The organism is Mycobacterium sp., assembly GCF_050701675.1.
Lineage (GTDB): Bacteria > Actinomycetota > Actinomycetes > Mycobacteriales > Mycobacteriaceae > Mycobacterium.
On sequence record NZ_JBOGDD010000421.1, the window covers coordinates 1 to 3435 of the forward strand.

At 66.6% G+C, this 3435-nt stretch carries 4 protein-coding genes and 1 pseudogene; 2 read left to right on the forward strand and 3 right to left on the reverse strand.

Going from position 1 to position 3435, the window contains the following annotated elements; genetic code table 11:
- Positions 1-262: pseudogene (locus ACRDUX_RS12740) on the forward strand (serine/threonine protein kinase); the annotation flags it as partial.
- Positions 263-413: 151 nt separating this feature from the next.
- Here the strand turns inward: ACRDUX_RS12740 and ACRDUX_RS12745 are convergent.
- Both ACRDUX_RS12745 and ACRDUX_RS12750 read right to left on the reverse strand, forming a co-directional pair.
- Positions 414-866, reverse strand: coding sequence for a nitroreductase family deazaflavin-dependent oxidoreductase (locus tag ACRDUX_RS12745; RefSeq protein ID WP_526414390.1), 453 nt, complete (start codon positions 864-866; stop codon positions 414-416).
- A 12-nt stretch (positions 867-878) separates the two neighbouring features.
- Complete coding sequence (locus tag ACRDUX_RS12750; protein WP_526414391.1) at positions 879-1730, reverse strand: NAD(P)H-binding protein; 852 nt, start codon at positions 1728-1730, stop codon at positions 879-881.
- Between the two features lie 109 nt (positions 1731-1839).
- Between ACRDUX_RS12750 and sigI the strand changes: the two genes are divergently transcribed.
- On the forward strand, positions 1840-2712 hold the full coding sequence (sigI, locus tag ACRDUX_RS12755; protein ID WP_526414392.1) for an RNA polymerase sigma factor SigI: 873 nt from the start codon (positions 1840-1842) through the stop codon (positions 2710-2712).
- On the opposite strand, the gene ACRDUX_RS12760 is transcribed toward sigI, so the two are convergent.
- Positions 2703-3435 (reverse strand): thioredoxin domain-containing protein (locus ACRDUX_RS12760; RefSeq protein ID WP_526414393.1); only part of this gene is annotated, 733 nt, incomplete at its 5' end. The two genes, sigI and ACRDUX_RS12760, sit on opposite strands and share 10 nt — an antisense overlap.

Genomic DNA, 3435 nt, shown 5'->3' on the forward strand with positions numbered 1-3435 from the left:
GACTGTGCCCGCGTATTCGACGGCGTGCCGATCATCGTTTTATGACGGCGAGTTCGGAACATCCGCTGTTGGGAGCACCGTCACGTCATGCGAGTTCGCCGAAGTCGTCCGCTCGGCCTATGTAAACCAACTGCACCGCGGGGGCACTGTAGTGATCAACGCGTACAGCCCCGTCACTAACATGACCTACCGAATGACTTGCCGAGGCAACCAAGTGGTGGCGTGCGAGGGTGGCAACGCCGCCGTTGTCTACCTCTACTGATGGCAGTCGTCCATTAGGACGTAAGCGCAATCTTCTGGACGACACAAGGATTCGTGGTCTTGCTCGGCCGGTGGAAGCGGCTCGTAGGCGGGCAAGAAGTAAGTCCACTGTCCTGGCGACTGGTGTGCCCCACTGATCACCCGCGAAGCGCTCACGCCGGCTCGAACCGGAACACCGCCAATCGTCCTGCCAGCGACTCGAATTCATCGGGCGTGCCGTCGACGACCAGACCACTGCGCTTGGCGAACCCGACGCCGACCGGCACCTTCACGGCGAACGCCCGCAGGACGGGCCTGGATTCGTCGGAGGACAGCTCGACGATTCTGATCCGCCGCGACCGGCGGCCGCGGGTGAGCGTGCCCACCCCGGCGGCGCGGGCATTGGCGGCCCAGTCGGCATGGGGATAGCCGGCGACGGTGTAGAGCCCACCGTCGTGGTCGAACGGTGTCATCGGCGTGCTGCGCGGTCGGCCGGACTTGCGGCCTGGCACGGTGAGCACCATCGACGGTCCCGCCGGGACGCCGAGCTTCTGGACGGCGATCATCACCTTGTTCATCGGCTTGAGCCAGCGGGGCGGTCGCGGGGCGGCATCTTTCTCGGACATATTCTGTCTCCCTTACGCTTCAGTGAAGAGATGGCGGTTCTCGGACACCCACTGCGCGAACGTGCACGCCGGACGATCGAGGATCTTCTCGACGTCGTGGGTCACCAACGCGGGCTGGTCGATCGTCTCAGTCAGCAGCGTCATGTAGGCGTCGGCGAACTCAGAGGAGAAGCCGATGCCCTGGAAGCGTTGCCGCACTATGTCTTCCGGGGCTTCCAGGTACGTCAGCTCGCGGCCGAGGACGGTGCCGATGACCTCGACGAGCTGCGTGTTGGTCAGGGACTGCGGGCCGGTCAGCGGAATCCGCTGTCCGACCAGGTCGTCGGTGAGCAGTGCTCGCGCGGCGACGGCGGAGATGTCACGGTCGGCGATGGGTGCGGTGGACGCCGATGCGTACGGGCCGCCGACCACGTCACCGCCACGGAGCTGGGGTGCCCACATACCCCCGAAATTGGATGCGAACACGGTGGGGCGCAGGCTGACCCACTCCAACCCCGAGTCGACGGCGAGCTGCTCGACCTCGGTGTTGCGATCGCCCCGGAATCGGGACGGCTGGCGGGAGAAGTCCTCGTCGGCGTTGATCGCCGAGAGGGCGACGAGGCGTCTGACTCCTGCGTCGCGTGCCGCGGCGACCGTCGCGGTCAGTTCCTCGCCGAGTGCCCTCGAGTTGAGGAACACCGCCGCAGCGCCCGCCAGCGCGGCGGTCGCCGAGTCGAACGGCGTGACGCCGGGCGGAAAGTCGGAGGGGTCGGGGCGGCGGGTGATGGCTCGTATCTCGATTCCCGCTTCGGCGAGCTCGGTGATCAGGGGTCGGCCGACGTTTCCGGTCGCTCCGGTGACGACGATGGCGGTGGGTGTGGTCATGTCCTGCTCCTTGACGAGATGGGGTATCTGCAATCAAGGACGGGCCGGCGCGGCGAAAAGTTACGGACGCGACGTGTAACTTTTCCCGCCGCTGGTTCGTCCTACTTGCATGACACCTTCGCCCGACGTGACCGGCGAGATCACCTCCGCCTGGCGAGACCACCGGCCCTACCTGGTGAACCTGGCCTATCAGATGCTCGGAGACGTCGGGGAGTCCGAGGACGTCGCGCAGGAGGCGTTCCTGCGGTTGTCGCGAGCGGATCCCGCGGGAATCGATGACGTCCGCGGGTGGCTGACCGTCGTGGCGGGGCGGTTGTGCCTGGATCAGCTCAGATCAGCGCGGGTCCGGCTGGAAACCAGGTTGTTGCCCGAGTACGACTCGACGGTGGACGACGGCGCTCTTGGGCGTGACCCCGCCGACCGCGTCACCCTGGACGACGAGGTCGGCATCGCACTGACGCACGTGCTTCGGCAGCTCAGTCCTGGCGAGCGCGTGGCGTTCGTCCTGCACGACGTGTTCGCCGTCCCGTTCGACGAGATCGCCGAGACGGTGGGTCGGCCCGCGGGCACCTGTCGTCAGCTCGCGCGACGGGCGCGGGCGAAGATCGCCGACGCGGCACCCCGGTCGGTGGTGCCTGCCACGGCCGAACACCAGCTCGTCACCGAGTCGTTCATCACTGCCTGTGCCAACGGCGACTTGGAGGCACTGACGGCGCTACTCGATCCGACCGTGTGGGGTGTCGGCACGGTACTCACCGACCCCGTCCCGCCGCCCCAGGTCAACCACGGGCCGCACGACGTCGCCGTCAATCTGATGCGCTACCTGAGTCCACGGACGACGGTGGTGTGCGGTCCTCCCGGCGAGCCCGTATTGCTGGCGTTCGAGCACGGTCGGTTGTTCGCGATCGTGGTGCTGACCATCCGCGACTCCCTGGTGGTGAAGATCGAGGCCACCGCGGATCCGTCGGCCCGTCAGCCGTAGGTGAACGAGAATGCCTGCAGTCCCTTGCTCAGGCTGACGTCGACGTGCCCGGCGCCGGCCCCGTTCCCGGAATCGTCGCCCGCAATGATCTGGCGCATGTTCGGGGCGCCGCTGACCGGGATGACGGTGGTCTTACCGTCGCGCGTGACGGTGACGCTGCCCGTGCCGCCGACCACCAGGTAGACGTTCTTGGCGTGGTAGTTCAGGGCGATGGTGGCCCCGTCGTCCACGGCGGTGACGCCCTGGTAGTCCAGGGCCCAACGGCCCTTCAACGCGAACGAGTCGTCGGCCAGCTGGGCAGGCAGGTCGAAGGTTGCCTCGCCCTGGTCATAGGTCCCTTGACCGCCGTAGTTCGCAACCTTGCCGACGCTGAAGTACGTCTCGGGGGTCAGCGTCGACGTCGGGGTGGTGTCGGCGTCCTGTGTTGCGGGCGGCAGATCGACACCCTCGTTGGCATCCGAGAGCAGTTGGCGGATCAGGCTTTCCGTGACGTCGTAGTCACCTTCGCCGAACTTGACGTGCCGGACGGTGCCTTGGGCGTCGATGAGATATTCGGCGGGCCAGTAGCGGTTGCGGTAGTTGGTCCAGGTGGCCAGGCTGTTGTCCAGCGCGATCGGGTACTCGATGTTCAGGTCGGCGGCCCCGCTCGCGACGTTGGAGTCGACCTTCTCGAACACGTACTCGGGGGAATGCACCCCGATGACCTCGAACCCCTTGTCCTTG